The organism is Dyadobacter linearis (assembly GCF_907165045.1).
GTDB lineage: Bacteria > Bacteroidota > Bacteroidia > Cytophagales > Spirosomataceae > Dyadobacter > Dyadobacter linearis.
In genome coordinates, this window is the sequence record NZ_CAJRAU010000003.1 from 446,710 (window position 1) to 469,762 (window position 23,053).

General features: G+C 44.1%; 23 protein-coding genes. 6 read left to right on the plus strand and 17 right to left on the minus strand.

The genetic code is table 11. From position 1 onward, the window contains the following. Window positions 1–14: 14 nt before the first annotated feature. The gene (locus KOD92_RS12320; protein ID WP_215233872.1) at window positions 15–1,019 is read right to left on the minus strand and encodes a FecR family protein; all 1,005 of its coding nucleotides are present in this window, start codon (window positions 1,017–1,019) and stop codon (window positions 15–17) included. 39 nt (window positions 1,020–1,058) lie between these two features. Beyond that, entirely contained in the window at window positions 1,059–1,730 is a 672-nt protein-coding gene (locus tag KOD92_RS12325; protein ID WP_215233873.1) for an RNA polymerase sigma-70 factor, read from the minus strand. A gap of 252 nt (window positions 1,731–1,982) precedes the next feature. Between KOD92_RS12325 and KOD92_RS12330 the strand changes: the two genes are divergently transcribed. The 5 genes from KOD92_RS12330 to KOD92_RS12350 all read left to right on the plus strand — a co-directional run bounded on the left by KOD92_RS12330 (window position 1,983) and on the right by KOD92_RS12350 (window position 4,997). After that, a complete protein-coding gene (locus KOD92_RS12330; RefSeq protein WP_215233874.1) occupies window positions 1,983–2,273 on the plus strand; it encodes a LuxR C-terminal-related transcriptional regulator in 291 nt (96 codons plus the stop codon). Between the two features lie 121 nt (window positions 2,274–2,394). Then, window positions 2,395–3,498, plus strand: coding sequence for a DUF6973 domain-containing protein (locus KOD92_RS12335; protein ID WP_215233875.1), 1,104 nt, complete (start codon window positions 2,395–2,397; stop codon window positions 3,496–3,498). 8 nt (window positions 3,499–3,506) lie between these two features. Further along, entirely contained in the window at window positions 3,507–3,944 is a 438-nt protein-coding gene (locus KOD92_RS12340; protein ID WP_215233876.1) for a hypothetical protein, read from the plus strand. Window positions 3,945–4,037: 93 nt separating this feature from the next. Then, a complete protein-coding gene (locus KOD92_RS12345; protein WP_215233877.1) occupies window positions 4,038–4,472 on the plus strand; it encodes a hypothetical protein in 435 nt (144 codons plus the stop codon). Window positions 4,473–4,568: 96 nt separating this feature from the next. Beyond that, entirely contained in the window at window positions 4,569–4,997 is a 429-nt protein-coding gene (locus KOD92_RS12350) for a hypothetical protein (protein WP_215233878.1), read from the plus strand. 91 nt (window positions 4,998–5,088) lie between these two features. On the opposite strand, the gene KOD92_RS12355 is transcribed toward KOD92_RS12350, so the two are convergent. From KOD92_RS12355 to KOD92_RS12405, 11 genes are all read right to left on the minus strand, one after another. Continuing rightward, window positions 5,089–6,801 (minus strand): GMC oxidoreductase, encoded by a 1,713-nt coding sequence (locus KOD92_RS12355; protein WP_215233879.1) that lies wholly within the window; start codon window positions 6,799–6,801, stop codon window positions 5,089–5,091. A gap of 102 nt (window positions 6,802–6,903) precedes the next feature. Continuing rightward, window positions 6,904–7,425: a gluconate 2-dehydrogenase subunit 3 family protein gene (locus tag KOD92_RS12360; protein WP_229254652.1), complete on the minus strand. Its 522-nt coding sequence runs from the start codon at window positions 7,423–7,425 to the stop codon at window positions 6,904–6,906. A gap of 53 nt (window positions 7,426–7,478) precedes the next feature. Further along, window positions 7,479–8,723 carry an MFS transporter gene (locus KOD92_RS12365; protein ID WP_215233880.1) on the minus strand — a complete coding sequence of 415 codons (1,245 nt, stop codon included), beginning with the start codon at window positions 8,721–8,723 and terminating at the stop codon, window positions 7,479–7,481. A gap of 139 nt (window positions 8,724–8,862) precedes the next feature. Then, window positions 8,863–9,342 carry a lipocalin-like domain-containing protein gene (locus tag KOD92_RS12370; protein ID WP_215233881.1) on the minus strand — a complete coding sequence of 160 codons (480 nt, stop codon included), beginning with the start codon at window positions 9,340–9,342 and terminating at the stop codon, window positions 8,863–8,865. A 131-nt stretch (window positions 9,343–9,473) separates the two neighbouring features. Beyond that, entirely contained in the window at window positions 9,474–11,060 is a 1,587-nt protein-coding gene (locus KOD92_RS12375) for an MGH1-like glycoside hydrolase domain-containing protein (protein WP_215233882.1), read from the minus strand. Window positions 11,061–11,076: 16 nt separating this feature from the next. Continuing rightward, window positions 11,077–12,111: a T9SS C-terminal target domain-containing protein gene (locus KOD92_RS12380; protein WP_215233883.1), complete on the minus strand. Its 1,035-nt coding sequence runs from the start codon at window positions 12,109–12,111 to the stop codon at window positions 11,077–11,079. 93 nt (window positions 12,112–12,204) lie between these two features. Beyond that, on the minus strand, window positions 12,205–13,368 hold the full coding sequence (locus tag KOD92_RS12385; protein WP_215233884.1) for a cellulase family glycosylhydrolase: 1,164 nt from the start codon (window positions 13,366–13,368) through the stop codon (window positions 12,205–12,207). 92 nt (window positions 13,369–13,460) lie between these two features. Beyond that, window positions 13,461–14,405 (minus strand): RpnC/YadD family protein, encoded by a 945-nt coding sequence (locus KOD92_RS12390; RefSeq protein ID WP_215233885.1) that lies wholly within the window; start codon window positions 14,403–14,405, stop codon window positions 13,461–13,463. Window positions 14,406–14,467: 62 nt separating this feature from the next. Further along, entirely contained in the window at window positions 14,468–15,541 is a 1,074-nt protein-coding gene (locus KOD92_RS12395) for an aminotransferase class V-fold PLP-dependent enzyme (RefSeq protein WP_215233886.1), read from the minus strand. 29 nt (window positions 15,542–15,570) lie between these two features. Further along, on the minus strand, window positions 15,571–17,478 hold the full coding sequence (gene serA, locus KOD92_RS12400; protein ID WP_215233887.1) for a phosphoglycerate dehydrogenase: 1,908 nt from the start codon (window positions 17,476–17,478) through the stop codon (window positions 15,571–15,573). Between the two features lie 175 nt (window positions 17,479–17,653). Beyond that, window positions 17,654–18,625 (minus strand): YheT family hydrolase, encoded by a 972-nt coding sequence (locus KOD92_RS12405; RefSeq protein ID WP_215233888.1) that lies wholly within the window; start codon window positions 18,623–18,625, stop codon window positions 17,654–17,656. Between the two features lie 111 nt (window positions 18,626–18,736). Between KOD92_RS12405 and KOD92_RS12410 the strand changes: the two genes are divergently transcribed. Beyond that, window positions 18,737–18,928, plus strand: a complete 192-nt coding sequence (locus KOD92_RS12410) for a cold-shock protein (protein WP_031526203.1) — start codon at window positions 18,737–18,739, stop codon at window positions 18,926–18,928. A 72-nt stretch (window positions 18,929–19,000) separates the two neighbouring features. Here the strand turns inward: KOD92_RS12410 and KOD92_RS12415 are convergent, their stop codons facing one another. The 4 genes from KOD92_RS12415 to KOD92_RS12430 all read right to left on the minus strand — a co-directional run bounded on the left by KOD92_RS12415 (window position 19,001) and on the right by KOD92_RS12430 (window position 23,020). Beyond that, entirely contained in the window at window positions 19,001–20,023 is a 1,023-nt protein-coding gene (locus KOD92_RS12415) for an aldo/keto reductase (protein WP_215233889.1), read from the minus strand. A gap of 114 nt (window positions 20,024–20,137) precedes the next feature. Next, entirely contained in the window at window positions 20,138–20,518 is a 381-nt protein-coding gene (locus tag KOD92_RS12420; RefSeq protein WP_215234305.1) for a co-chaperone GroES, read from the minus strand. Window positions 20,519–20,610: 92 nt separating this feature from the next. Next, the gene (locus KOD92_RS12425) at window positions 20,611–22,071 is read right to left on the minus strand and encodes an MBOAT family O-acyltransferase (RefSeq protein ID WP_215233890.1); all 1,461 of its coding nucleotides are present in this window, start codon (window positions 22,069–22,071) and stop codon (window positions 20,611–20,613) included. After that, on the minus strand, window positions 22,061–23,020 hold the full coding sequence (locus tag KOD92_RS12430) for a glycosyltransferase family 2 protein (protein WP_215233891.1): 960 nt from the start codon (window positions 23,018–23,020) through the stop codon (window positions 22,061–22,063). Before KOD92_RS12430 ends, KOD92_RS12425 begins: the two co-directional genes overlap by 11 nt. Between the last annotated feature and the right edge of the window lie 33 nt (window positions 23,021–23,053).

Sequence of the window (23,053 nt, forward strand, 5' to 3'; positions counted from 1 at the left end):
ATGGTTAAGAATAATCAGTTGTTTGTCAAAAAGATAGTGCGGCCATCTTGCTCGATTTTCATATCGAGTACTTCGGAGATCGTCCGTAAAAGTTCTTCGGCATTTTTGGTTTTAAAATTCCCCGTAATCGTGCGCCTGGCGATAGCAGAATCTGAGAGGCTCACTTTCTGACCGAAATTCTCTTCGATCATTGAGATAATATCCTTTACCGGGGTCGCATTGAATACGTAGCGATGTTCTTTCCAGCTCGCAAAAGTTTTAACATCCTGCTTTTTTTCAAGCTGCACTTCGCCTACCGGATCAAGTATTGCCTGATCTCCGGGCTCCATCATGACTTTTTTATTCTGGTCGTTTTGGGAATAATCAATGCGGACACTTCCGCTGGTAAGAGAGACTTTCGTTCCGCGTGGCCGGGCGTACACTGAAAAAGTCGTCCCCAAAACCTCCACCTTGAACTTGTCAGATGTTTTTACCACAAAAAGTTTACTATCAACAGTGTGGCTCACCGAAAACTCAGCCTCACCTTCCAGCATTACCTGCCGCACTTTTTGGTCGAAGCCAAATCGCGGAATTTTTAATTTAGAATTTGCATTAAGCGCAACTTTGCTGCCGTCTTCCAGGTAGATATCAGTCGTTTTGCCGTAGCCCGTCTGGTAGGTTTTATACTGGATCGGCTCACGGAACAGCCAGCCACAACCCACCAGCAACAGGAGCGACGCCGCGATCAGCCAGGATCGGTTATTCAATGGTTTAGGTGAAATTCCGGCAGAACTGCTCAGCTTTTCGGGGCTTTTTTCGGTAACCTTATCGTCATCAAGTTTTTGCAGCAGGTTTTCCAGTGCTTTTTCCTGGTTTGGAGCGAACTGCGGGTGCCTGGATTCATATTCCATCAACCATTGATGAAACAGTTCGCTATTCTCTTTGCGGATAATCCAGTCCTCCACCAGCTGACGTTCGAGCGGGTTGGCGCGTCCGGCCAGATACTCGAAAAGAGTATATCTTGATATAAGTGTTTTCATTTTTAATGCATTTCGAAGTACAGCCTGAACAGGCGCTGATCAGTATTCTGAAAAACTCAAAAGCGTCAAACCAAGCGAGATCATCCATTCGCCGTGCAAGGCGGACCTCAGATGTTTTAGTGCTTTTGAGATATGTACTTCTACGGTTTTAGGGGAAATATGAAGCTCGTTGGCTATTTCGTTGTATTTCTTGTTTTCGAACCGGCTGAGCAGGAATACCCGCTGGCATTGCGTCGGCAGTCTTGCGATCACCTCGTTCACCTTTATAAAAAGGTTATTGTAGTGGATTTCAGCATCCGGCAGCTGCTGGTAGCAAGAAATGGAGTTTTCCTCTGTCGTTTCCAGCGTATCCATTTTCCCAAACTCCCGACGCATATACGTATAGCATTCGTTTCGCACGCATCGGAAGAGGTAGCTGGTGTAGGAAGAAGTGATATTCTCGTATGCTTTGGTGCGGTAAAACTGAAAAAAGACCTCGCTTACCAGATCTTCAGCCAGCTGTTTGGAATAAACGAACCTGACCGCGTGGCTGCAAAGTGGCGTATAAAAACGCCTGAACAGCAATTCCAGACCTTTTGAAGGGTTTTGCTCAAAAGTAGCTTTCAGGAAAGTGGCAGAATCAATTTCGTTTGCTTCCACCTTAACCTCCTGCGCAGGTGACACAAACGGACTTGAATGCTTCGTTTCGTTAGTAAGCAAAGGATCTTGCATTGAGTCTTTATTTATGTAATAATAGAAAGACTTTTTTGCACTTGAATCCCCTTAGTCTTAATTAAAAAAAACTGAAACTTTTGTTAATGCTATGCCGCAGGATTATTTGTGTCTGCCGGTTAATAACGCATCTGGTGTAATAAATTGAGTTGATATTACCTCGGCTATATTTGTCTTGTACGCTTAAACCTCGATATCCAGGCATCGCAAAGCCTTCCACCTCCGTGTTTTCTACCAAAAAAATCAAAGCAAATGCCTGACTTTACTGAATCTGAGGAGAATGCATCGTTGTCCGACTTCGCGGTTACGGAACTGACTTTCCGTGAATGGGAAATTTTGCTCCTGATATCGGAAGACAGGAGCAATAAGGATATTGCTGTTATTACAAACATGAAGATTGAAAGCATCAGGTCGATGCGCAACCGCATTGGCGACAAGCTGATATTGAAGGGACACAACACGCTGGCTAGATTTGCGAGACAGCATCGGCGGGCGCTCAAACAATTGTTCCGCGTTCTGTTTCCGCCTCGGCTCTCTAACTAATAAAAAAGCGCGAAGCATGCAAGTCACTTAAGTAGTCAATTTTTGATCACTCAAATGACTTTTTACGCGCATTCATTTGACTGAATTTTGGTGCACTATATCACCATCAAGTTCAAATTAAATGAAAAGACTTTTGTGCATTAAGCTAACAGATACCTTAACGTTTCTGAATGCTTTATTTATGATAGCTCTCACCAGTACGGTATTTAGCTGTAAAGAACAATTCCTACAAAAATCAGCTGAGCAACCTGATCCAATCGAACTGATCGACTTCAAAGGAGAAACAGTCATTGTACCTACCGGCTTCCCGAAAACGCTGTTTGATCAGTCACCAGAAGAGTTCGAAAGTTATTATCGTAGTCTTTTTGTAAGTGCCCGGACGAATACCACGGCGGAAATGAGCATATTATCCTTTGAGGAATTGCAACCGATATTGCAGAAGTGCGTTGAGAGATATCCGAAGATAACTTCGGACAATATTATATCTGAAAATGATCTTAAAAGAATTTTTCAAGACTTTCCGAGGCTCAGAACGGTAGAAGAAGTGAATAGCAAAAGGCCTGTCATCTTTGAGTACTACCAGGATTTATGTAAACGTGACGCCACATTGGAAGTTATTAACTACGGAAATAGTGATGAAAACCTGAGAACGCTATCTCCCGGCAAATTATCAGATCAGGAACAAGTGCATTTGCTCACCGTTCCGGCGTATGGTTTGGCATACGTAAATTCTGGGCTTGACGCAAATAGTTACACGCAGTCCATTTATGGGAATTTGGCCGACAGTAAAATTGGAAATGCCTTTAGACATGCTGTATGGAATGCATTCGCCATTAGAAATATACTAACGTCTGCCCCTGCGAGCGAAAATCAGGCAATAGACTTTGTTCAGGATGGTACTTCCAAGCATGAAATGAATAAAGACGGTCAAATACATTCAACAGCAGCTGCAATGGATCTACACAACAATATGTCTGCGCGAGTCTGGATGGAAAAGAAAACTTCTTGGGGAATAGGGCCATTTAGAAAAATGCCAGACTATGGCGAGATTATTGCAGAAATGAAAGGAAAAGCAGCAATAGCAATTTTCTATCAGCATTTGATTGATGCGAGTGGTACCATTAACGCGATACTAAATGCCCATGGAGGAAATAATGCTACTGGGTGGAATAATCTCTATAACAATATGTATGGGCCTTATGAACACCTTGTACACATCGAATGAAATCAATCATGAAAAAAGCAAATCAACTAGCTATAATTTTGAGCATTGCTGGCCTAGGAGCTTGCTTCAACAAAGTCGATCCGGCGGTAAGTACATTCTATTTTAGCACTGGTCATCCGGACACTTTAAGGAATCAAGCGCTTTTGAAACTTTACGAGCACTATTCTAATTCGGATAAAACCAGAGAGTACTACGAAGTGATCTCAAAAAGAACAGGTAACTATATTTTAAATTACTATCCTGCCGGCAAATTGTTGACAACCTGTACTAATCCTGGGAGTGGCTGGGGCAATCAGTATGAGAATGTAGACGAAGCCGAGTTGCGTAAGCTTGCAGATTTAAAGATCAAACTAGTTGACCTGCAATTATATGTATCCAAAGACAGCATAATTAGTGAGAACCCTAATAACGTTCTCGAGGTAAAAACGAACGGTCATCCGAATTAGCCAAAATAAAAAAACGCGTCCCAAACTTGTAGAGAAGGAATAGGCTAGATAAGTATTGTTATGAGACCTTGTAGGCATTTAATAAAATCAATCATGAAAAGAGCAAATCACCTACTTATCATTTTGAGCATTGCTGGTTTAGCAGCTTGCTTTAACAAGGTCGATCCGGCGGTAGATACACTGTATTTCAGCTCAGGCCGTACAGACACATTAAGGAGCCAGGCTATTTCGAAACTTTACGAACACTATTCTAATTCCGATAAAACAAAGGAATATTATGAGGTGGTCTCAAAACAAACGGGTGACTACATTATCAACTACTACCCGGCGGGCAAACTATTAACAACCTGTAATGATCCTGGTAGCGGCTGGGGCGGTCAATACAAAAATGTAGATGAAGCCACCTTACGTAGGCTTGCCGATTTGAAGATCAAACTGGACAATCTTCGGTCGTATGTAAACACGGACAGCATTATTGATGATAATGAACCGAGGATTGACGTAAAAACGAACGGTCATCCGAATTAGCCGAAGTTAAAAAAACGCGTCTCAAACTTGTAGAGAAGGAATATAGGCTAGATAAGTGTTGTTATGGGACTTTGTAGGCATTTAATAAAATCAATCATGAAAAAAGCAAATCAACTACTTATCATTTTGAGCATTGCTGTTTTAGCAGCTTGCTTTAACAAGGTCGATCCGGCGGTCGAAACTTTTTATTTAAAGTCTAAACATTCAGACTCGGTAAGAAGTGAGGCTTTTTCGAAATTTTACGAACATTACTCTAATTCCGATAATACCAAAGAGTATTTTGAGGTGATCTCAAAAGGCGATTACATTATTAATTACTACGCAGCTGGCAAGCTTATGACTATCTGCTATGATCCTGGCAGTGGATGGGGCGGTCAATATAATAATGTAGATGAGGCTGCCTTGCGTAGCCTTGCGAATTTAAGAATCAAGCTTGACGAACTGCAATCGTATGTAATCAAAGACAGTCTTATCGACAACAATGAGCCATTTGTTGAGGTGAAAACGAATGGTCATCCCAATTAAGTTTAAAAAAAATCCAGGAAAAGGTATCATCCGATACAAAAAGAGGCTGTCACACTTCGTGACAGCCTCTTGAACGTTTTTCAAATTATAATTACAAATTCTTCGCCTTCATTTCTTTCACCGCAAAGTCCACAGCCCGGGCAGAAAGCGCCATATAGGTTAACGACGGATTCTGAGTTGAGGTAGAAGTCATACAGGCACCGTCAGTTACAAATACGTTTTTACACGCGTGCAACTGGTTGAATTTGTTCAGCACAGACGTTTTAGGATCTTTACCCATCCGCGCGCCGCCCATTTCATGAATATCATTTCCCGGGTTACGCTTACCGTCATTTGATCTGATATTTTTGAAGCCCGCATTGGTGAACATTTCACTTACCTGCTCCACATAATCCTTGATCATTTTCTCGTCGTTGTCGTCGTAATCGACTGAGATATTTAATAGCGGAATACCCCACGCGTCCTTTTGCGTTTTGTCGAGCGAGACATAGTTGGATTCCTTTGGAATGGTTTCGCCCATCATGTGCGACCCTACACTCCAGTTGCCGTATTTTACCTGGAATAAACCATCCTTCAAAGATTCGCCGATCCCGCTTCGGTCGTTAGAAGTCTGCCGATTTGCACCGAAACCTGCCGCATATCCTCTTAAAAAGTCAGTTTCCTGCTTATACACATTCCGGAATCGTGGAATATACCCGCCATTTGGTCGGCGACCATCTGTTGTAGAATCCAGAAATCCTTCGTACTCACCGGAAACAGTTGCGCGGTAATTGTGGAAAGCCACATATTTACCCAGCACGCCGCTATCATTCCCAAGTCCGTTCGGGAACCGGCTCGAAGTGGAATTCATCAGGATCAGATTTGTATTCAATGCAGCTGCATTTACAAAAATGATATCAGCATAAAACTCGATCATCTGGTTCGTAGTCGCATCGATCACCTTTACGCCGGTAGCCTTTTGCTTTTTGTCGTCGTAAATAATAGAATGAACAACCGAATGCGGCCGCAGGGTAAGGTTACCCGTTTTCATTGCCCACGGAATCGTGGATGAGTTGCTACTAAAATAGCCTCCAAACGGGCACCCGCGTTCGCACAATGTCCGGTTCTGGCACTGCGCCCGGCCCTGATCCAGGTGAATTTGATTTGGCTGAGTGATATGCGCAGCGCGTCCAATGATAAAATGGCGGTCCTTATATTGTTTGGAAACCTGCTCTTTGAAATATTTTTCAACGCAGTTCAGCTCATGCGGAGGCAGGAACTCGCCGTCTGGCAGCGAATCCAGCCCGTCTTTATTACCGGTAATCCCGGCAAATTTTTCAACGTGGCTGTACCATGGTGCAATATCATCGTAACCGATCGGCCACTCGACTGCAAACTTGTCCCGCGCCGGACCTTCGAAATCGTATTTGCTCCAACGCTGCGTCTGTCTAGCCCACAGCAGCGATTTCCCCCCTACCTGGTAGCCACGCAGCCAGTCAAAAGGCTTTTCCTGCACGTAGGGATGCTCGTTATCTTTCACAAAAAAGTGAGCGGAAGATTCCTTGAAGTTATAACAGCGACTTGCGATCGGATTTGCGTCGGTAACCTCTTTGGGAAGCTTCTCACGGTGTGGAAATTCCCACGGCATCATATTCGTGGTAGGATAATCCTTAATATGCTGCACATCCCGGCCACGTTCAAGAACGAGGGTTTTCAAGCCCTTTTCAGTCAATTCCTTGGCAGACCAGCCGCCACTTATCCCCGACCCGATCACAATCGCATCATAAGTCCGGGCCTTTTTGCTATCTATATTAAAATTCGCCATAGTCGTTGTTTTTAAGGGAGGATGGAGAAACGGAGAATGGAGGAAAGGGATATTAAAGTGATATTTTCCTTCCTCCCTCCTCCCTTCCTCCTTCCTCCCTTTTTATACTTTCTTAACAGGAACGCAGCCGTGGTAGCGGGCTGGCACCAGTTCGTAGTGAGTTATGTTGGTCATTACGTATTCCGAAGTCAGGTATCCCTGAATGGTCAGGTTTTTTACCAGACTAAAAAATCCCTTTTGCGCCATATCTGAACTTGCTTCCAGGTCTTTCAGCAATTGCAGCCGCTGTTCTTTGCTGCTTTCAGCGAAGGATTTGCCAGATTTCTGGACACTTTGTTGGTCGAGATTGGAGATGCCGCTGGTAAAGCTGCTCTGCGTTTTTGCATCGTAGCAATCCGTTACCATTTTCTGTACAAAATCGCCTACTCCCAATTCACCCGCTCCCGGTGTATCGGTTTTAGGTATCATCGTTTCCACTATTGCTACCAGGTTTTTAGCCTGATCAGCCGAAAGAAATGCAGTGTTTGTGATCGTTTCCTTCGTCCACCCCGACGCCCATGCCGGTAAATTGGCCAAAGCACCCACAGCCAACGCCATGCTTTTAAGAGCTATGCGTCTTTCCATTACTTATAAAAATTTGATTGTGAACATTCAAAAACCTGTGGGGATCTTCCCTCCTATTCTTCCAAAAAGTCCAAGTCCCTGCCGTGTGTTTCAGGTATTGTCAAAATGCAGTAAATGCCTATTGCAAAGCAAATTACCCCTACCAATGCACCAGAGTTGACTACTGAAAAGGACTCTTTAAAAGTAGCAAATAAAGTCGTCATTAACACCACCGTCCCTCTTACCATATTAGGTACTGTTGTGGCCGCCGTCGCGCGCAGGTTAGTCCCAAATTGTTCCGCTCCGATTGTCACAAACATTGCCCAATAACCTATTCCGAAACCCAGCAAACCTGCCGTGGCGTAAAAAGAGGTTGAAGTTTTGAGTCCTGCGTAGAGGTAGACCAAACTTCCTATTAACGTAAAAATCATCAAATAAAATACAGCCTTCTTGCGCGATTCGAGCCAGTGACTGATAAATCCGCTCGCCAAGTCACCGATCGACAATCCGACATAGCACCACATAATGGATAAGCCAGGCTTGATTCCCTCCTCAATACCCAATGCCCGCCCGAATTCATTACTGAAAGTAGCCAGGATACCGATCACAAACCAGGTAGGCAAGCCGATCCCGATACAACGGAGATATCTGAATAATCTTTCCCTATTGGTGAACAAAGCAAAAAAGTTACCTTTTTCAACGTGTTTCTGATTCTTGATATCCTTGAAAATGCCCGATTCAAAAACACCGATGCGCAGCAAAAGTAGCGAGACCCCAAGTCCGCCGCCGATAAAGTAGGCATAACGCCAGTCGAAGAACTCAACCGTAAAATAGGCCACAACTGCGCCCAAAAGACCAATACCTGCTACCAGCGAAGTGCCGATAGCGCGCAGATGTTTGGGTAAAATTTCGGAAACGAGCGTGATACCAGCGCCCAGCTCCCCTGCCAAACCAACTCCTGCGATGAAACGCAGTACCTTGTAAACATCCGGATCCTGTACGAAACCGCAGGCAATATTAGCAAGCGAATAAGTGATAATTGAACCAAACAAAACGGAAAGCCTGCCTTTTTTATCTCCCAAAACACCCCACAAAATACCGCCAAGCAGTAATCCTGTCATTTGCCAGTTCAGAATACTGGCGCCGGTGATGGAAATTTCAGCCTCGGTTAAACCAAGCGAGACAAGGCTGGGAATGCGCACGATCCCGAAAAGGAGTAAATCGTAGATATCGACAAAGTAACCAAGCGCTGCAACAATGACGGGTGCACTAAAAAGGTGGGAAGCATCTGAACGAGGTGCTTGCGTAAGGGTATTCATTTCAAGTTATATGGGTTTCTTAGGAATGACTGCAATATTATGCAAATAGCCGGACATAAGACCGGCTATTTGTTTGATAATTTCTAAAATTTAAAGAGAAAGTTGTGTTCAGTCAACTATCCTTCGAGCACCCGCAGTGTTATGCTTTCTTGAAGACAAGCGTCATTTTGTAAGTAGCGCCGTCTTCCGTGACAGTATCCGACCATTTCATTTCGTTTCCTTTTACTTCCAGGTCGTATTCATCAACTTCGGTTCCATCCGTCATCTGGATTTTATTTCCTACAACTTTCCAGCCTCCATCTCCTTCAATAACAGGAGATTCGTCCACCGTGCAACCTGCCGGAACGTTTCCTGAAACGGTACCATCTCCTTTAAAAACAAAAGTAGTTTGCGAGAGACATTTCGTTCCGGTCAATGCTTCCAAATACGCGAGGTAATCCGAAATCCCATCCTGCGCAGGATCGACAGTAATTGCGGATAGTTTCCAGGATCCTTCCACGCCATTTCCATTGCCGCCGGGAGTAGGATCGTCTTTGTCTTTTTTACAGGATACAGCACCGGCCAGCAGCGCGATAGACAATAGAAGACTGGTTAATTTTTTCAGGGATAACATTTTCATGACTATGTTGTTTTTGTTAAATAATCACGAAAATAGATGTGTAAGTTGTTCTGCGGAAGTGATACCGAGTAACCGGTACCGATATTGAGCAAGTGGTTAAGCCTAAGATGAAATGAACCGCGGACAGTCCTTTACAACCGTATTTCTGCCTTCGCAATGTTGTCAGATGCAAATTTCTCAACCCCATCTACAAACACCCTGAACCCTTTACCCCTTCCGTATTTCTTCCCGGATCTATCGTAAAGTACAGTGAGTATCCTGTTGTGATATTTCACGCGATCGAGGCAGAAGTAGTCCCATTCGTTCTGTGGTACCAGCGGGTTTACAACCAGGATATTGCCTTGCTGCGGCCTGATGCCTATTAATCCGGAAATGATCAGGTCGCAGAAGGTAGAGTGATTGTAATCTTTGCCCCGTTCCTCGCCTCCCTTTCCGGCCGACCAGCTTCCATTATCCCAGCTTTTCAGCCGCGTTCTCGAAATCCAGTCACCTGTGAATGGATTCAGGTTTTCGTCTATCCAGGGTATCTTAGTTCCGTCTGCTTTTTCAAGACGATGGGCTCGGCTATAAGTACGCAGTGCCTTGAGGTAATCTGATCCGGTCAGGTATTTTTGTTGATAATTATTAAGCAGATTGGCAAGCGCCGCAAGTGTTATCGAAGTAGCAAAAGGCCAGCTGGGACCATTCCACTGGCATTCGTGCCCCTCATAACTGATCCGAAAGTCCGGATGCCGCCGCTCTACACTTGTCAATCCAAAAGGTGCCGAAAAGCCGGACGTATCTCTCAGCTGCTGCCAGGCGACCGCATATTTATTATCAGGCATATTGAAATACCAGGGTGTAAAACCGTGCAATTCCCTCGCATCAGATTGCGTAAGTTCCGGCTTACCGCGCGGGATTACCTTGAAAAACTGCGCCTTTTCGTCCCATAATTTCTCGGTTACATTCTTCCGAATAGCTGCTGCCTTTTGTTTGAAAGCATTTTCAGTGATTCTGTCATTTTTCAAACCGGCCAGATATGCAATAGCCTTCGCGTCGCCATATTGGTAGCTATTGATCGTAGCGCGATAGCCTAACTTACCTTCGCTCATCGCGCCCGAAACTGATACTTCCATTCCGTCCCGATCGTCTTTTTGCCAGTACAAACCCGTAGAATCCAGCTTTTCACTTTCCCACGCATTGTAGTTTGATATAAGGTCCGGCAGCAAATTTAAACCGACGGAAAAGTCACCCTGCACTTCGCAAAATCGCGTGATCGCATCAGCGGCCCAGAAGCTGTAAGATCTGGGATTTCCACCTTTTTTGAACCAGAACTGAGCATAATCCGACAAATAGGAGGCATTATGCAGCCACCTGCCTTCGTAAAAGTGGTGACCCGCCGGGCAACTAATCGTATTGTGTTTTCCTGCCCACGGGACATTCGGAAGAAACTCTGTGATCACATACCCATCCGGCGTTTCCCTGATGTGCTTCCTGTAAGTCCACCACCGGAAATAGTAGGTCTTTTCCAACTGTTTATCGGGACACTCAAAAAATGGAATATTCGCTTCCATAAATGCCCAGGCTTCGGAATTTGGAAATTTTTGCCGGTACAGTTCATGGTCCTTCTGGTTAAACTCGTCGACGTAATGCTTGAATTTCTTTGTATCCAAAACACCTTTCTGAGCAGAAACCAGGCAGGGCGCAATGCAGATCAGTAAAATAACGATGTATTTCATACTCCTTCCGGCAAAATTACTGTACCACTATTCTCAAATTCTTCCTCCGCCGTTGCAGATCTTTATAACACAAAATATAAAAACCCGGCACAAAATATTCAGGAACAAATATTCGTGAAAACCCTTTTTTCGATGGTTTAATATCAAAAGCTACCGGAATGCCTTTCAATGAAACAAGCTGTAATGTCGACATATCCATATTGTCTGTGTTAATGGAAAATGAATTTCCTGAGACTGGATTCGGCACTGCAATCGCTTCCGCAGGTAATTTTGGCACTTTACCTTCCCTGATCAATATATCATAGATCCGAATTTTCCCAAGTCCATTCCGAAACCTGAGTTCGAAATTGGAAAGCTTTGCGGTCGAGAATTCTGCATTTCCCGGATATGCGGTAGCACCTAAACAAACTGGCTCATTGTCAACCCACAAATCATAAGTACCGGAAGAAACTGCTCTTTCCTGCAAATCGCCCGGTATTTGATAGGTAAGCATTTCATTGGAATTATTTAATACCCAGGTGAGCGTAATGCGCTTTTTTATTGGAATAGACCTGCTCGTCCGCTGGGTTTCCGGGTCCTTGATGATCATTGAATCCTTTACAAAACTGACCGCACATTTCGAAAACATCAGGTCATTTCCGGGAAAAGAATTATTAACCGGATTGAAATTTTCGCCAACATATAAGTATAACGCATTCGCCGCGTCGGAGGGCAAATATTCTGCACTGAACGTAATTTGAATCATTAATGTCTGCGGACTGGGCTGAAAAGGCGTCGCGCGCATTGCCCTGATAATGCCTCCCGTCGCCGAATCCTGCTGCGAACGGACCAGCTCCAGGTATCCCTTGTGAAATTTGTGATAGGAAAGCTGCGGAGCTGTTAGGATCATGTGGCTAAACTGGCCGGTATCAGGCAACGGATTGACAAGCCAAGTCGTTTTCGCAAAATCCTGATGGAAATACACGGTTTGCGCGTGACTGACTGAAAACACGGAAAGCACTACAATGAGTGCTTTCCGGACAATTCGAAATACTGGGTAGCGTGTTTGCATAAACGATTTGTGTTTATGCATTTAGACGCAACTTCTTTGTAATAGTAACTTAGTATTAAGTCTCTTTTTTTCAGCTTCGCAGAATATCGAATCCTATTTGGATGCCGTTAGACTTTTTATCAGATCCGTTTCTTCCTTTTTGTACGGCGTTCCGTCTTTTCTGAAAATGTCATGAAACCAAAGTTCTGGCTCGCTGGTGTAGGTTTTCTTCCAGCTATCCCAGGGATAAATGGTTTGAGATTTCCCGCTCACCAGGCCCCAGTTGATCGCACCTACATTGTATTTCTTTGCGATCGGCAAAGAACCTTTGAAAAAGCTGCCGTTTCCACGAGACATATATTCTGTGCAGATCATCGGGCGGTCATATTGCTGTAATTGTTTAATGCGTTTTTCAAAGTCCGCAGCGTCCTCGTAGTTGTGAAAAGTAACGATATCCGATTGGTCGATCATTACTTTTTCAATAGGTTTCAAAGTTTCGTGCGAAGTCCAGTCTCCATTCCAAACGCCGGCTGTAAGTGGTTGCGAAGGATTAGCGGTACGCGCCCAGGCAAATGATTTTTCGAGCAAAGGCAATACATAGTCTACTTTATTTGGTATTTCGACTTTCCCGTAAGAGCTGGTGTTTGGGTTGTCCGGCTCGTTCCAAATGTCCCACGCTAGCACGCGGTCGTCGTTTGCAAATGCAGCTACTGTACCTTTTACGTATCTTTCCAGTCTTGCATATTGGGTACTGTCTTTCAATGCATTCAGCCCCGGACTTTGTACCCAGCCCGAATTATGAACACCCGGCTTCGGTGCGCGTTGCGTGCCCAATTTTGGAAAGGGGTCCCAGCAGGAGTCGAAGAGGACCAGCATTGGTTTGATATTATGCTTCTTAGCAATATCCAGGAATATGCCAACACGCTTTACAAAGCCCGCAGAATCCTGCTGGAAAAGCAGATCGTGGAGATAAACGCGCATCGTATTCATGCCAATATCTTCCGCCCAGCCCAGCTCACGATTGATTGTTGCGGTGTCAAAAGACGCTTCCTGGAACATTTCAAGCTGATTAATGGCGGTACTAGGCAAAAAATCGGCGCCTACCAGCCAGCCTTGTTTGGCATACCAGTCTTTCGCCTGCTCCTTGGTCCAGATCTCCCTGGCTTCCGAGGTAGCCGTGGAGTCGGTTGATGTTTGGTTATCTTCTTTTTTTGGAGAACAACTAAAAAACAGGAATGCGGCAAATACCGTGAGTACGGTCGATTTCAGTAGTTTCATTTGTATTAAGGTTGTTTTTCTTAACTCTAAAAAACAAAAAGCGCAGAATCGGTGATTCTACGCTTTGCGCTGATATATAAGTAGTGATTTTTCTAATATTCCGACCTCACTTGCTCCACAAATTCTAATGGAACGTCTGCAAGTCTAGCGATTGTAATGTGGTCAAATGAAGTTTCCCGTAGCAAGTTTTGAACGAGCTTCATCTTGGCAAGATGTTCACCTTCTGCCAGGCCCACTTCCCGACCTACCTTCTTCCCTTCCGCCAACCCCTTTTCTCTCGCCTCCTGTTTTCTTATCTGCAAATACAGTTCGTCGATTCCCATAGCTTTGTGCGTATTTATAGTGATGTTGATTATTTCGTTTTCGAACTTTTTCTCAAAATTCTTATCATTGAACTTCACATAAAGTTTCAGAAATTTCATCAACTTTCCAATTTTCCTCTTCGGAATTTGCATGGCCAGCAACCGCCTGGCTAAGGCTATTTTCAGTGAAAACAAATCCTCTTTTTGCAAGGATTTACCTCTCATCGCTAATTTCACAACCAAGATAACGTGTGCGAAAGGATTTGTGCTTTTAAGCAAATATTCTTCTGACTGATCGAGCACTTTGTATGAATTGAACTCAAAACTCAGCCGTGTTCCCAGAAAGTGCTGCTCAAATTTCGCAGGCAGAAAAGTGGCATGCTCGTCCGTTAAAATAGCAAATGCAGTGATCGGGCGGCGGTAGTTGTCCCAGATCCTGTAATAGTAGGTGAACATTCGCTCCGAGAAAGTTTTGTCCACATACCCTTGCACTTCAATATGTACTAATATCCATTGTTCCTGGCCGTCAAGCAAGTACACCTTTACCAACTTGTCTACAAACCTGACTTCATGATCACAATTGTCGACAGGAAAAAGTTGTTCGAGCTCTTTATCAAGGTATTGAAACCCCCTGCTAAAATCGAATAACGATTTTGAATCCGGGAAAAAGAACAAAAGAAAATCCTCGAAGATATCTTCCAGGATCGACTTCCAGAGTATGTCATTTATTTGCACAAAAAAAGAGGTTGTTTGAATTTAGACGTTCAAACAACCTCCCGGTCACAAAATATTTCTTACTATACCTTCCCTAACTCGAAAAGCAGCTTTTCGACTTCTTCCGCAGATGTAGCCGGGAAGTTGGCGATCCTTAGCTGGGAGTTTTTGAATTCCCCATAACCGCTCCCAATCATCATTCCCTTCTCTTTGATAGCCTTGATGATATCGGATGAAGGCTGCTCTATATCAGTAACGATCACAGTTTGCGAACGGAAAGCTTTTTCTTTTACAAACGGGGTAAATCCTGCTGTTCTGTCAATGAACTTGTAAATAGCTGCCGCTTTTTGCTCCGTTTGCTTACGGATAGTTTGCACCCCGATTGCATTGAAATCTTCCGCGATTTTTCCCAACAGATAAATCCCCATGACATTCGGGGTAGCAGGCGTTTCGTTGTTCAAAGCGTTTTTCCAAAGCGTCGGCAAATCGTTATGTGCGCCTATTGAATACTGTTTCTTGATTGTCTGCGCTTTCGCAAGGCATTTTTCACTCACAATCCAGACTCCCAGGCCAGCTGGCAGGCCAAACGCTTTTTGAACCGAAAAAAATGCAGTGTCAATAAGACTGTAATCCAGATCAGGATAAGGCGCTGCGGATACCATATCGACAGCGATCAGCTTATCAGGATTTTTCTGTTTGAGCTTATGTATTTCACTAACAGGCATTTGAACACCAGAACTCGTTTCGTTGTGCGTGACAGCGATCAGTTCGGCATATTCAGGAACGTCGATTTCCGAAGCAGAAAATCCCTGCCCCATTGGTTTTTCCAACTTGTGCGCGTACTTATTCAGCGCATTGGAATAGTCGTAAAACTTCTTCGAAAACGATCCATTTACCAAATGAAAGCTTTCCAGTTCCACGCAGCTGAAAAGAATGCGCTCCCATGCTTCCGAAGCCGATCCGAGAAAAAAAATCGCGTGTGTTTCTGGTACGTTCAGCAACGTACGCAGCTGGTCGACGGTGAATTTGTGTAGATTCCGGTATTGCTGACTTCTATGACTGATTGCTCCAAGCTGATCGGTCACGAAAGTCTGCAAATGCTTTTCAAATGTTGGGTAAAGCTGGGCCGGGCCCGGTGTAAAAAACGTAAGTGGCATATTCGCTAATAAATGAACTGGCTTGAATCCTAATAAAGCATTCTGAAACGGATCGTACCTTCCAGCTCTTTCACTTCCTGTATAAACTCCTCAGTATAACCCTTTTCAATATCCACGATCACATAACCGATATGCTCGTTGGTTTTCAGGTACTGACCGGTGATATTGATATTATTTTTGCCAAAAATATGGTTCAACTTCGCCAGAACGCCCGGTACATTAGCGTGAATATGAAGCAAGCGATGCGAATCTTTCAATTTCGGTAACTGTACTTCCGGAAAATTTACACTTCCGTAAGAGCTGCCGTTATTCATGAATTCAAGCAATTTCGCAGGCACGAAATGTCCGATATTCTCCTGTGCTTCCTCAGTACTTCCACCAATATGTGGGGTCAATATCACATTTGGCAAACCTAAAAGCTCGCTTTTAAACAATTCGTCATTCGTTTTTGGCTCTTTTGGGAAAACGTCCACACCTGCGCCGGCAACCTGACCGCTTTTCACAGCATCTGCCAAAGCCTGGATATCTACCACGTGACCGCGCGACAAATTCAGGAATATTACCCCTCTTTTCATCAGGTCAAACTCACGTTTACCAATCAAATTCGTGTTTTCCTTACGACCATCGACGTGCATACTGATCACATCTGCGATCGAAAGCAATTCTTCTAGCGAATTGAGTTTTTTAGCATTTCCGATTGAAAGTTTTTCAACCTCATCATAAAAATAAACCTCCATTCCCAAAGCCTCAGCCACAACAGAAAGCTGTGTTCCAATGCTTCCATAACCCACCATTCCAAGCTTCTTTCCCCGAATCTCAAAACTTCCGCTCGCAGATTTATCCCAAATACCCTGATGTAGCTGGTTACTCTTACCAACAATATTCCGGATCAGCAAAATCATCTCGCCCACAGCCAGCTCCACAACCGAACGTGTGTTACTATATGGTGCATTAAAAACCGCAATACCTTTTTTCGCAGCTTCTTCAAGATCGATCTGGTTGGTACCGATACAAAATGCACCGATCGCCATCAGCCGGTTTGCATTTTCAAGAACGCGTTTCGTGATATTCGTTTTTGAACGTATACCTATGATAGATACATCTTTAATGCGCTCGCAAAGTTCATCTTCATCCAATGCGCCTTTCACAAACTCAACATTAAAACCTTCTGATTCAAAGGCTCTTAATGCAGCCGGATGCACGTTTTCCAAAAGCAATACCTTAATGCGGCTTTTTGGATAACTCTGACTTCTGCTTAATTTATTATCGTATAAAAAATCGTCAAAAGAAGTAGCAATATGGTCTGCAACCGCAGTTACCCTCGGTCTGTCGACATTTTCAGTGAATGCATAAAAGCGACTTGCGAGGCCGGATGATTTCAATTCATAATCCGTATAACCATCTCCAATTGCAAAAATATCGCCCGCCAGGTTCAGGGAAGCAAGTACTTTGATCTTGCCGCCATCCATGGAAAGTGCGTTGTCCTCATCAATCCCTACTATATTATCCTCTTCGTCAAATAAAAATTCATTGGCATAAACATGGTCGGCGCGAATGCCAAATTCTGTCGCTACCGGCACGATAAACTCCTTAAATCCGCTCGAAACGATGTATATCTGATCCGAATTCTCAGTGAGAAACTGAATATTCCGCTTGAAAGAATCCGATACTTTTGTCTTTAAAAAGGTCACCAGCTCGCTGATATGCGAACGGTTTGCTTTCAAAAGCGCGATCCGCTGACGCAGTCCATCGGCAAATGACATTTCGCCATTCATTCCCTTATTGGTCAGATCAGCAATTTTTTGAACAACCTGATCTTGTTCAGGGTGCCCTTTCAAAGCGATCGCTGCAAGTTCGTCCAGTCCTTCTACTTTGGTAAAAGTGCTGTCAAAATCAATGATAATGTACGGTAACGGATTGAGTGTTAATGTGGACATGAAGCAGGAAATAACTGAATAATAATCGGGTCAAATGAAATAACGTCTGGCAGGGTCAGGATTTCTTTCGTGGCGCAAAATTACGAATCTGTTTAGATATGACCTCAACAAAATATACTTCGTATCAGTTTAAAATTCGGAGAGCAGGATTTGGAGGATGTTTGTGCCCCGAAAACTAAAATTTCAGAAACTCCGCTGCCCTTTTTTCTGACCAGTAAAATTCGTCCGTCAGTTTCGAAGGACGGAATCCGCAGTGACCGCCCTCTCCGGATGCTACTAATGTTACTGACTTGTGATTTTTCAGGGTTTCGAGCGGCAGGCTTGAAAACGGTACAATCGGGTCGTTTTTTGCATTGATAATCATTGTCGGCACTGTAATATCTTTCACAAAATGCATGGAGCTGCATTGCTCATAATAATCGTCGGCGCCGCTGAAACCGTGTAGTGGAGCAGTGTAAATATGGTCGAAGTCGTAAAGTGTCTTTACAAGCTTTTTATCGGACACTGATATTCTTTCCGGGTAAAGTGCGGCTTTGGCAGCTACTTTCGGGTTCAGTGTATTTAAAAATCGATGCATATAGACGCGGTTTTCACGCTTGATAATCGCAAGGCTGCAAGCTTTAAGGTCCATAGGAACACTAAAAACCAACGCTTTTTTGACACGCTGGTTAAGCTCAGGCCGGTTTTCACCCAGGTATTTCAATGTGAGATTTCCGCCAAGACTAAATCCTATCAAATTAATATTGTCATAGCCCCGATCTGCTGCATATTGAATCACCAGTTCCAGATCTTCGGTTGCGCCGCTGTGGTAAAATCTTGCGGCATTGTTCATCTCGCCTCCGCAGCTCCGAAAATTCCAGGCAAGACAATCATAACCGAGCTGGTTCAAAACCTTTACCATACCCAGCATATATTGCCGGTTACTGTCCCCTTCCAGCCCGTGGGTCAGGATCGCAAGATGCTTTGATGAAGTATTTTTCGAGTAAGACCAGTCCAGATTCAAGAAATCTTCATCAGGAGTTACAATTTTTTCACGGAAATATTTCACGCCATTTACCTTCCTGAAAAGAGCGGGGTAAATGCTCTGAAAATGCCCATTAGGCAGCCAATACGGGGAAATCAGACTATCAGTCTCTATTAAGGGCATGTGTCTTCTGGTAAATTATTAAGAACAATTCTAAGCAAATTTTCCATTTTATTCTTGTTTATATATTTTTTCTATATACATTTGATTTTTAAAAATATAAGATCAATTCTAATGGCAGAAGGCACAGTTAAGTTTTTCAATGACTCCAAAGGATTTGGATTCATCCAACCAGCATCAGGTGAAAAAGACATTTTCGTTCACGTTTCAGGTCTTCAAGACGATATCCGTGAAAACGACAAAGTGTCTTACGACGTGGAAAATGGAAGAAAAGGTCTAAACGCAGTTAACGTTCGCGTTATCTAAGTTTAGTCATAATAAGACATTTCGAAAGCATGCATCACTGCATGCTTTTTTTGTTTTTAGCCGCTTTCGTTTTCAGCCCGGGATTCTGTCTCTGCCCTGTCGCTCAAACATCCACTGCGGATATTCAGTTTTCAAAGCACTGATTGCATTCAGCTTTTCGAGATCTTCCGGCGTTAACGTAATCGAAGTGGCAGCGATATTTTCTTTCAGCTGCTCCGGTTTCTTTGCCCCGATAATCACACTGGTAACACTTTGCTGATGCAGGAGCCACGACAATGCGATCTGCGCCACCGAAACCGAATGTGCCTGAGCGATCGGCTCGATCACGTCAATAATATCATACGCTTTTTCTTTATCTATCGGCGGGAAGTCGAAGTTATCACGACGATTTTCACCAGTTGATTCATTGTTACGCGAGTATTTACCAGACAAAAAACCACCTGCCAGCGGGCTCCAAGGCATTAATGCCAGGTTTTGATCTTTCATCATCGGGACCAGCTCTCGCTCCAAATCTCTGCCTGCAATGGTGTAATAATGCTGACAAGCCACGAATTTTGTCCAGCCATTCTTTTCAGCAATTCCATTGGCTTTCATAATTTGCCAGGCTGCGTGGTTGCTTACGCCGAGATATCGCACTTTGCCCGACCGCACAATATCTTCCAGCCCGCGCATTGTTTCCTCCAGCGAAGTTTCAGCATCGACTCCATGCACGTAAAAAAGATCAATATGGTCAGTACCCAGCCTTTGCAGGCTTTCATTGACCGAATCCATGATATGCAGCCGCGATAAACCGATCTGGTTTGCACCGGGCGCCATTCTGCCTCGGGCTTTGGTCGCGATTACTACGTCGCTCCTTTTTACGCCCAGGTCTTTTAGCGCCTGCCCTAATATCGTTTCCGATTTTCCGTAGGAATAGACATTAGCAGTGTCAAAAAAGTTGATCCCGCTATCGAGCGCCGTTTTTACCAACGCACTCCCCTCCTCCTGCTGCAACCGACCGATCGCCTCCCAATATCCTTCGCCGCCAAAAGTCATAGTTCCGAAACAAAGCTCAGAAACCAGTACGCCGGTATTTCCTATGAATTTGTACTTCATTTTTTTTGAGTTTATGAGTTTGGAGTTTAAAGTTTATGAGTTTAGAGTCTATGAGTTTAAAGTCTCAAGCCAAAAATTCACTCATGAACTCATAGACTAATAAACTCATAAACTTTATTCAAACAGATCTTCCGAGCGTTCCAGCATTAATATCGACGACTGCGGCACGATGACGTATTTTTGGCCGTCGTATTCCAGGTCAATTGCATTGCGCTGTAAATAGATCGCCAGGTCGCCCTCCTTCGATTGAAGCGGCATATATTTCACTTTCTCCTCCGTTTCTTTCCAGGGTTCGTCCTCGGTAGCGGCCGGAATTGGGTAGCCGGGGCCAACTTTTATCACATAACCCGACTGTACCTGCTCCTTTTCGGTAATGGTCGGAGGTAAATACAAGCCACTATTTGTCCGGTCATTTGGACTTTTGGGACGTATCAAAACGCGGTCACCCACAACTATTAAACTTTTCAACCGGTTATCAGAAGTCACTTCGTACATTTTAAAAACTTTAATCTTATCCGGACGGAACTCGTCCTCTGAACTGGCTAACAAATATTCAAAAGCATTTGTTTGCGGTTATACGTTCCTTTTCAGAATTGGAAGTATATAAATTGCTTCTCCGTGACCACGCCGAGCAGATAGGTCAAAAATGAGAGCAGGGGAAACAAGACGAAAAACAGAACCGTATTTCTGGTCGGTATTTTCTCGTAGTAATGTTCCTTCACGAGTAGAAAAACAATCAGAAAGGCGCAAAACCACATTTCTGTCGGGTTCAGTGGCGTTAAGATCTGGTCTGAAAACGAGAGGTTACCTATCTCTTTCAATATTTCCAAAGAGCGGCTGATCGAATTCCGGAAGAAAACCCAGGTAAGTGTGACCAGCGCAAATGTGGTCAGTATATTGATTATTCTTGTAAATAAATTATCAGGAACGCTGATATTCGCTTTCTTCATCCATTTGTCACGCAGGGAGGCTGAAATTTGATAAAACCCGTGCAGCCCGCCCCAAACTACAAAACTCCAGCTGGTACCGTGCCACAAGCCGCTCACTAAAAATACGATGAGCTGATTGCGGTATTTAAAGAATTCACCTTTTCTATTTCCCCCCAAAGGAATGTACAAATAGTCTCTGAACCAGGTAGATAGCGAAATATGCCACCTTCCCCAAAACTCGGGAATGGACCTGGCTTCATAAGGCGAGCGGAAATTGTCCATCAACGTAAAACCCATTACCCTGGCCGCTCCGATCGCCATATCGGAATATCCTGAAAAGTCGCAATAGATCTGAAATGAATAGAATACTGTCGCTAAGAGCAATGTAAGTCCGTTGTGATCGGATCCTGGGTTATAAGCGTGATCTACAAATAAAGAAAGCCTGTCGGCGATCACGATTTTTTTGAATAGCCCGAATGCCATTTGCATTAAACCCGACTTAACCTGCTCGAAATCATATTTGAAATACGAATGGAACTGGAAAAGCATATTCTGCGGCCGCTCGATCGGGCCGGCTACCAGCTGCGGGTAAAACATCACGTACAATGCGTAAATCCCGAAATGCCGCTCCGCTTTTTGGTTTCCGCGGTACACTTCAATCGTGTAGCTCATCGCCTGGAAGGTATGAAATGACAAACCGATCGGAAGCAGGATTTTCCCTGAACCAGTTGTAATCCACTCCACAACCTGCGTAGGCATTAACCTTGTTAAAGGCGGCACGAGGGGTCGCAGATCCAGACCTGCCAATAAGCCATTTACCGAATCCTGCAAAAAATCGTAGTATTTAAAGAATGCAAGAATCCCGATATTGGAAATAAGACTGATGATCAGCAACAGTTTGCGCTGCTTCTGGTCTTTTGCTTTTTCAATCCAAATCCCTGCATAGTAATCAATTACAATAGTTCCAAACAGAATAAGGATAAATATCGGCTTGAAAACCATGTAGAAATAACAGCTCGCAACGAGCAGCAGGATCCAGCGGCCGCGCCACGACAGGCTGAAATACGCCAGCGTAATTACAATAAAAAATATAATAAACTGGATTGTGTTAAACAGCATCGGGCGAAGTGTACTCTCGGTTGACTATTTCCTCCTTAATAATAAATAAGGGGCGGTTTTTAGATTGAAAAAAGATGCGCAGCACATATTCCCCGATTATGCCGAGCGCAAGCAACTGCACTCCGCTGAACAAAATAATCACAAAAAGCAGGGAAGTAAAACCTTCTATGACCTGGGCGAAAAACAGTTTCTTGACAACAACTATAATGAAGTAAAGCAAAGAGATCAGGATCGCCAAAACGCCAACCCGGCTCATAAACTTGACAGGAAACTCACTAAAATTAAATATCCCGTTGTAAGCCAGACGGAAGAGCTGTTTGAAAGAATATTTGGACTCACCTGCGGCCCGCGCATCCCGCTCATACTGGAAACCGGTTTGCTGAAACCCAATCCAGGACCGCATTCCACGCAGATAGCGACTTTCTTCCGGCATTTTTTTCATCACGTCCACTACCCTCCTGCTGACCAATGCAAAATCACCGCTATCGAGCGGAATATCTACGTAGGAAATCGATCTTAATATCCTGTAAAACAGATGATAACCTGTCTTTTTAATAAAACTTTCTTTCCTCTTTTTTCGTACTGCGTATACCACATCGTTACCTTCCTTTAAAAGCCTGTAAAACTCGGGAAGGAGCTCCGGTGGATCCTGCAAATCACCGTCGATCACGAAAATTGCCTCGGTACCTTTAGCAGTCGAGATACCCGCCGTGAGCGCCAGCTGGTGACCGTGATTCCGGGAGAGGAATACGCCGTGGTAACGCTCGTCTGTAAGTGCCAGTTGCCTGATCTTCAAAGCTGTATCGTCCCTGCTCCCATCGTCAATCAATACAACTTCAATAGTGAGCTCACTGGAATCCATTACTGCATTGATACGCTGAACGAGCAGAGGAAACGTTTCTGATTCGTTGTAAAGTGGCGCAACAATAGATATCTGTGGAACTTTCAATCTTTTCTGGATTTCAAATTTGGCAGTGGTCGC